Annotated in this window: 9 protein-coding genes; 7 read left to right on the forward strand and 2 right to left on the reverse strand. The window is 53.3% G+C overall.

Translation table 11 applies throughout. The features are described from left to right. The 7 genes from GX016_10165 to phoU form a co-directional block, all read left to right on the forward strand. The coding region (locus tag GX016_10165) for a DEAD/DEAH box helicase (protein HHT71907.1) at nt 1-1119 on the forward strand (1119 nt) is incomplete at its 5' end. Between the two features lie 169 nt (nt 1120-1288). Further along, a complete protein-coding gene (locus GX016_10170; protein ID HHT71908.1) occupies nt 1289-2170 on the forward strand; it encodes a phosphate ABC transporter substrate-binding protein in 882 nt (293 codons plus the stop codon). A gap of 39 nt (nt 2171-2209) precedes the next feature. Continuing rightward, nucleotides 2210-3058: a phosphate ABC transporter permease subunit PstC gene (gene pstC / locus GX016_10175; protein HHT71909.1), complete on the forward strand. Its 849-nt coding sequence runs from the start codon at nt 2210-2212 to the stop codon at nt 3056-3058. Between the two features lie 4 nt (nt 3059-3062). Next, nucleotides 3063-3923: a phosphate ABC transporter permease PstA gene (gene pstA / locus GX016_10180; protein ID HHT71910.1), complete on the forward strand. Its 861-nt coding sequence runs from the start codon at nt 3063-3065 to the stop codon at nt 3921-3923. Continuing rightward, nucleotides 3920-4708: a phosphate ABC transporter ATP-binding protein gene (locus GX016_10185; GenBank protein HHT71911.1), complete on the forward strand. Its 789-nt coding sequence runs from the start codon at nt 3920-3922 to the stop codon at nt 4706-4708. Before pstA ends, GX016_10185 begins: the two co-directional genes overlap by 4 nt. Before the next feature lie 19 nt (nt 4709-4727). Beyond that, complete coding sequence (pstB, locus tag GX016_10190) at nt 4728-5495, forward strand: phosphate ABC transporter ATP-binding protein (GenBank protein HHT71912.1); 768 nt, start codon at nt 4728-4730, stop codon at nt 5493-5495. Between the two features lie 37 nt (nt 5496-5532). Further along, nucleotides 5533-6189 (forward strand): phosphate signaling complex protein PhoU, encoded by a 657-nt coding sequence (gene phoU, locus GX016_10195; protein HHT71913.1) that lies wholly within the window; start codon nt 5533-5535, stop codon nt 6187-6189. Nucleotides 6190-6236: 47 nt separating this feature from the next. Here phoU and GX016_10200 read toward each other — a convergent pair whose 3' ends face one another. Then, nucleotides 6237-6692: a hypothetical protein gene (locus GX016_10200; GenBank protein HHT71914.1), complete on the reverse strand. Its 456-nt coding sequence runs from the start codon at nt 6690-6692 to the stop codon at nt 6237-6239. 194 nt (nt 6693-6886) lie between these two features. Further along, the gene (locus GX016_10205; GenBank protein ID HHT71915.1) at nt 6887-7249 is read right to left on the reverse strand and encodes a DUF4870 domain-containing protein; all 363 of its coding nucleotides are present in this window, start codon (nt 7247-7249) and stop codon (nt 6887-6889) included. Nucleotides 7250-7603 lie beyond the last annotated feature (354 nt).

Here is a 7603-nt window from a genome sequence, read left to right on the forward strand (position 1 = left end):
AAACAGGTTCGCACTTTGCCTGTGTACGGCGGCCAGGACATTAACCGGCAGATCAGAGCTCTGGCCAAAGGCCAACATATTGTTGTGGGCACCGCCGGTCGCTTGCTGGATCATCTGCGCCGTCGAACTTTACGTCTCAACCAAATCCGGACCGTAGTCTTGGATGAAGCTGATGAAATGCTGAACATGGGCTTTATCGATGACATTAAGGCTATCTTGAAGGAGATTCCACCCCAGCATCAAACCATGCTGTTTTCGGCCACCATGCCCCAAGCCATTAAAGACCTGGCGGAGCAATTCATGCAGCAGCCGGAAATCATAACCATTAAGTCTAAGGGGCTGACCGTGCCTAGCATCGAGCAGTACTACTACGAAGTGAGAGAAGGCCAGAAGTTTGACGTCCTTTGCCGACTGCTGGATGTTAATAATCCTGATTCGGCTATTGTCTTTGGGCGGACTAAAAGACGGGTGAGCGAATTGGCTGAGGCCTTGAGCAAACGCGGCTACTCGGCCGACGGTATCCACGGTGATTTGACTCAGCCCCAACGGGATACTGTTATGCGCCTCTTTCGCGACGGAGCTGTTGAGATCTTGGTGGCTACCGATGTGGCCGCTCGTGGCTTGGATGTGAGCGGAGTAACCCATGTCTTTAACTTCGATATCCCTCAGGATCCAGAGAGCTATGTGCATCGCATCGGCCGTACCGGCCGAGCCGGGAAAGCCGGTGAAGCCATTACCTTTATGACACCACGAGAAATGAACCAGCTACGAACCATCGAGCACCTTATCAAGCGCAAGATTGTTCGGCGCCCGGTACCGACCTTAACCCAAGCCATTGAAGGCCAGCAACGGCTCACCGTGGAAAGGCTACTGCAAACGATAGAGTCAAATGGCATCGAAAGCTATAAATCCCTGGCCGAGACCTTGCTGGATGAAACCGATTCCGTCCTGCTATTGGCCGCCGCTCTAAAATTGCTGACGAAAGAGCCCGATACTACCCCCATAGCACTTACAGCCGAAGAACCCCTAAGAAGAAGCACCTACCCCAGAAGTAGGAGTAGACGTGCCCGAGGCAAAACAGCCAAACGGAAACGCAACTATAAGAACAGTTGGCGGTGAGGATAAATAAAGGGCAGCAGCCACCTGGTTAACATTGCCAGGTGGCTGCTGCTTTGAAGGAGATATGCTAATAGATGTCGAATGGTGTTCTTTGCTTGATTAGCTTGCCGAAACAGCCATGGACAGGTGCTGCAGTCGGTCAGAAACTCTCAGGGCGGTGATTAGCCAGATGGTAGCTGCTAACGATTCGGTTCCCACAGTGACCCCAGCGGGCAAATTAAGCGGCCGCCGGCATCGCTTTGGCCTGGCCGCGCTGGCTCTGGTGCTGATCGTAGTTACTTTTGGTATCGTGTTGGGCGGACGCAGGCCCAGAGGCCGAACTTCGAGCTTATCCATCACTGTTGCCGGATCCACCTCGGTCCAGCCTTTTGCCGAAATGCTGGCTGAGGAATATGCTAAGCAGTATCCGAACCGTCCCGCCGTTAATGTCCAGGGCGGCGGCTCCAGTGCCGGCGGCCGGGCCGTTCTGAACGGAGCCGCTCAGATTGGTATGTTGTCCCGACAGCCGGCTGAAGCGGAAAAAGAGCTCACTGACATACCTATTGCCCACGACGCTCTAGCGGTGGTGGTGCATCCGCAAAACCCAATTAGCAGTCTGAGTTCAGGCCAAATCCGGGCCATTTTCGCCGGTACCGTGTCCCACTGGTCGGCCCTGGGCGGAACCGGCGGACGTATCCATGTGGTGAGTCGAGAAGAAGGTTCCGGAACCCGCACTGCTTTTGACGATCTGATCATGGGTAGTACCGATGTAGCGGCTCGGGCCATAGTACAGGATTCCAACGGCGCTGTGCGCGAAACCATCGCTCAGGATCGAAATGCCATCGGCTACATATCGTTGGGTCTGGTGGATAACAGAGTAACAGCCGTTGAAGTGGATAACGTAAAGCCTACTCTGGCCAACTGTCGCACAGGAGAGTATGCCTTAATTCGACCGTTTCTCTTTCTAACTAGACAAAAGCTGGACCCGGCCAGTCAGGCTTTTATCGATTTTGTGCTAAGTGATCACGGCCAAAACCTACTGGCAGAGGAAGGCTTGGTAACTGGAAAGTAACGGCTCTGCCGGCCGGTTTGGCGGCGTTTTTGAGGGGGAATACCGGTGCGTAATCAAGAAAAGTTAGTAGAAGCGCTGTTGACCCTGATCGGTCTTAGTTCGGTGGCCATTTTAGGGCTCATTATTGTGTTCATTTTCAAAGAAGGATTACCGGCCTTCACCCAAGTGGGGCTCTGGCAATTCCTAACCGGCACCCGCTGGGCACCGAGTAAAGGGGTGCTGGGCATCCTCCCCATGATCGTCGGTTCGTTCTTGGTAACGGCCGGCGCCTTGCTGATCGGGCTGCCGCTGGGTTTGGGCTGTGCCATCTATTTGTCGGAATTTGCCCCGAGGAAAACAGCTCTGTTGTTAAAACCCACCATTGAACTCTTAGCTGGGATCCCCTCGGTGGTGTTCGGTTTCATCGGCCTGACTCTCATTGTTCCGTTCATCAGAAACTACTTCGGTGGCCCCGGCTTTTCGGTGCTGGCGTCAGCGCTGGTGCTCAGCATAATGATTCTGCCCACCATGGTGAGCGTTTCCTACGACGCCCTGCGGGCCGTCCCGCCGGCCTATCGCGAAGGCATGCTGGCCCTAGGCGCCACCGACTGGCAGGCGGTGAAAATGGTGGTTTTGCCGGCCGCCCGGCCAGGGATACTGGCCGCCGCTATTTTGGCCATGGGCCGGGCTGTGGGGGAGACTATGGCGGTGATCATGGTAGCCGGCAACTCTACCATTATTCCCACTTCCTTTTTGGATCCGGTGCGGACCATGACCTCCAACATCGCACTGGAAATGGGCTACGCCACCGGCTTGCACCGGCAGGCCCTATTTGCCACCGGAGTAGTGCTGTTTGTGATCATCAGTGTTCTTAATCTTACCGCCAGAGCTGTAGTGAGGGGGAAATAGCCCGATGCATACTTCTGCCACCGGCCGGCGCCTGCCCCGGGAAGACAAAGTGATGCTGACGCTGATCCGCCTGTCGGCACTGCTGGCCGTCGCCGTATTGGTTTTTATTGTAAGCTACATTATAATACAAGGACTTCCTGTGCTTAGCCTTGATTTCCTCTTGAGCTCACCCACCAAGATGGGACGCGAGGGCGGTATTTTGCCCAGTATTGTCGGGACTGTGGTCCTAACCCTGCTCAGTGTTGTCATTGCTGCACCGCTGGGTGTAGGGACGGCCATTTTCCTGACCGAATACACCCGCGAAGGCACCTTCTCGAAAATAGTACGGTTCGGCACCGAAAGTCTGGCCGGTATACCCTCGATTATCTTTGGCTTGTTTGGCTTTCTCTTCTTTGTGATTCGGTTGAATATGGGTTGGTCCATGTTGTCTGGAGCGCTGACCCTGGCCAGTATGATCTTGCCTACCGTGGTGAGAACGTCGGAAGAAGCCATCCGCACAGTACCGGATGTTTATCGTGAAGTTAGTTTTGCCCTGGGCGCCAGCAGATGGCAGACAGTGACCTCGGTGGTGCTGCCATTGGCCTTGCCGGGTATGGTAACCGGCATAATCTTGGCTGTAGGTCGGGCGGTGGGAGAAACAGCAGCAGTTATCTTCACTGCCGGATCTTCTTTGCGGATTCCGCGGTCTGTTTTTGACCCGGTGCGCACGTTGCCGGTTCATTTCTATCTCTTGGCCCGGGAAGGGATATCTCTTAGTAACGCTTATGGCACCGCCGCCGTACTGGTGATCGCCGTTCTGTTGGTTAATATGTCAGCCTACCTGGTAATGAACCGCATTGTGGTCCGCCGGAATGAAAGGAGATGAAGCCCGTGTCTGCACCAGTTGTGGCCGACTCTCCCGATAAGATCCAAGCTATCGGGTTCAGCTTCTTCTACGGCCAGACCGAAGCTTTGCATTCCCTGGATTTGGCCGTGAAACGTAGCTCCCTTCTTACCATAATGGGCCCCACCGGCAGCGGTAAGACTACTTTGCTCCGGGCGCTCAACCGCCTTAATGACCGCGTGGTGGGCACTAAATACACCGGGCAACTGCTGCTGGACGGTAATGACGTCTACGGCCCCGGTGTGGATGTAGCCGAGCTGCGGCGACGGGTGGGGATGGTGTTTGCCTTGCCGGTCTCGCTACCCCTTTCTATCTACGACAACGTGGCTTACGGACCGCGCAAGAAAGGAATCCGCTCCCGGACCAAGCTGGATGCTATGGTGGAAAAAGCATTGGTAGACGCGGCCATATTTGAAGAAATAAAAGACCGCTTGCACTCGCCGGCCCAACACCTGTCCGGCGGGCAGCAGCAACGCCTGGCCCTGGCCCGGGTGTTGGCGGTGGAGCCGGAGGTAATCCTCCTGGACGAACCTACTTCCGGGCTGGATCCGCTGTCTACCTTTCGCATCGAAGAAACCCTGCGCCAGTTGAAAGAACATTATACGATTATTCTAGTCACCCACGACTCTATGCAGGCCGCCCGGATCAACAGCGACGTGGCCTTCCTGTACCTGGGCGAGCTGGTGGAGATTGGGCCGGCGGCAGAAATATTCACTCGCCCCCGGGACCGGCGCACCGAAGATTACATCACCGGGAAATTTGGCTAGAGAATTAAGGTGAGATAGCATGTTTGCTGGAAAAACTGTTAAAATAGAATTAAGGGATTTTCAATTATTTTACGGTGACTTTCCGGTTCTGAAACAAGTTTCAGCCGTCTTTGCCGCCAATACCATCACAGCCATCATCGGCCCTTCCGGCTGCGGCAAATCAACCCTGCTCCGCAGCATTAACCGCATGAACGATCTAATTGAGGGAGTAAGGGTAGCGGGAGAGATTCGGCTCGACGGGAAGAATGTCTACGACCCCGAGGTGGATCTGATCTGGCTCCGGGCCAAGATTGGCATGGTGTTTCAGCGGCCGGTGGCCTTTCCCCTGTCCATTTTCGACAACGTGGCCGCGGCACCGCGAGTCCGCGGAATCACCGACCGCACCGAACTGGCCCGGACAGTGGAAGAGAGCCTCAAAGCGGTAGGGCTGTGGCGCGATGTGAAAGATCACCTAAACCAATCAGCCTTATCCCTGTCTTTGGGCGACCAGCAAAAACTGTGCATCGCCCGGGCTATCGCCACAGCGCCCGATGTAGTCTTGTTCGATGAACCATGCTCCGCCCTGGATCCCATCTCCACGCACACCATCGAAGACCTGATGCAGTCGCTAAGCGAACGCTACACCATTATTATTGTCACCCATAACATGCAGCAAGCTGCCCGGGCCTCGGACTACACCATGTTCATGCTGGACGGGAATATTGTGGAATACAGACCGACCAACGAACTATTCACCAATCCTAAAGACATCCGGACCGAAAACTATGTAACCGGCAAAATAGGGTAGTTGTCTGCTTCAATAACTTACGGGGGGGAACACAAGAATGGCCAGCCCGCGGATAGCTTTTGGCCAAGAGTTGCGCGAACTGGATGACAGGCTTCTTGCCATGGGCAAAGAAGCCGAGTCCATGCTGGGAAATGCCCTCATCGCCTTGGCTGAGCGTGACCTGAACCTAGCCAACGAAACCATCGCCCGTGACGATATCGTGGATAACATGCGTTTTGCCATTGAGAAAAAATGCATCGAACTGATCGCAACCCAGCACCCGGCCGCCAAGGACCTACGGCGTATTTTCGCCGCCATCGCTATTGCCAGCGATGTGGAAAGGGTAGGTGACTATTCAGTCGATATCGCTAAAATCGTGCGTAGACTTCCGGACAAACCGTTCTTTAAGCCGCTGATCGACATTCCCAAAATGGAACGAGCCGTAGCCAGAATGCTACGAGAAGGACTGGAGGGCTTCGTCTCCCGCGACCTGGATCTGATCGAGAAAATGCTCAAGAGCGATGACGAAGTTGATCGCCTCTATGAGATGCTACACGACGAACTATGTGACTTCATGAAGAGGGATCCCAGCACCATCGACCAGGCAGTTCAGCTCCTTCTTGTGTCCCGCTACTTGGAGCGGGTGGCCGATCACATCACTAACATAGGTGAGCGCGTTTTCTATGTGGAAACAGGGGAAATGATAGAGATGTGATGTAAAGGTGACAGGCACCTGGAACCTTTTCCCAGGTGCCTGTCACCCTATTCTATGTTAATTGAAATGACACTGTTGAAACCATCTTCGTTTACGGCAGTAATGCTGATGGCAATTCGTTTGCTGGCTTTTATGCCGCCCACGAGACCAAAGTCGCTGTCGCTGGTCACGTGCTTGTCGCTTGCACCTTCCATAACCTTGCTGTAATACTCAACCGCTTCTTGCACTCCTGCTTTAGATAGAAAAACAACAACTATTCCTTCCCCGTGGCTCTCGGATACGGAAGTTATCTCCACAGGTTTCAACAAAGGTACCAGGTCTTTAGGATACGATTTCGGTAAGTCAGCATCGGAACCTATAGTAGTCTTGCCCAACTCATCAGTTACTTCCCCTTTGTCTTTGCCGATAACTGCTTCTCCGCTTTCGGTCTTCCCGCCGCCACCACATCCGGTTACCAGAATAACAAGCAGAAATAAAGCCAACAACAGTCGCAACTTTTTCATGGGACCGTCCCTCCTTGGTTTGTTAACCTTCCTACTCCCTGCTCTTATGACATCCGATAAGCTTCCTTCCGTTCCTCCCCATTTTATCCCTTAACCACACCAAAATGCTTTTGTTTCATTGCGCATGGCTATCAAATTATTGCTACCGTTTCAATTCACTAAGTGCGCACGGCAGATTACCGACAGTGGTTGTATTATAATTTTCGATTATTCTGTAATTGCGTTCGGGCCACTTCTCCAATCAGTGGCAACTCGAAATATTCGTGGCGGTAGGCCTTGATCATCAGTACAATCCACACGATCAGTCCCAGGGGTGTCAGCAACATGTAAAGAATTCGGCCCAGCACGGGTACAACGCGAAGGGCCAGCGCCACGGACAGATATGCCAGACTAAATAGAATGGATTGCATGGCGTGGAACTTAACAAACCGGCTTTCTTTTTCCAGCGTTAGAAAGAAGATGCCCGCAATAATACCGGCCGAATAGGTCAGCAGTCCGGCCACATTTTCAGCCATGCCGAGAGATGATTGCCCTATGTTAGGAACTTGATAGTTCATCGGTCTTCCCCCTGCCTCGTTGGTAAGTAACATGCCTGCGCCTTGAAGAGACCCCACCTGCAGTTCAGCCGTCCATACTATCCGTCACCTCAAATATCATGCTATACTTCTGAAATGGCGGTGGCAATTCCCCGAACGGGTTAGTTTTACAGATTATTTTAATCCCCCCTTTCGGGTTAAGCCTGGCCTGCTGCTTATTTCCAACTTTTTGCTGCTGAAGCAGGAAAACTTCGTCACAAAGAGAAGCTATAAGAACACAGTTTTCATATAATCATATAAGCCGAGTCATCCATCATTTTTGTTAGGAGGGGAGTCAGATGGATCAACGGCTGCGAGAATGTGTGGGTGAGGGAC

Source organism: Bacillota bacterium, from assembly GCA_012837285.1.
Classification (GTDB): Bacteria; Bacillota; DTU030; order DUMP01; family DUMP01; genus DUNI01.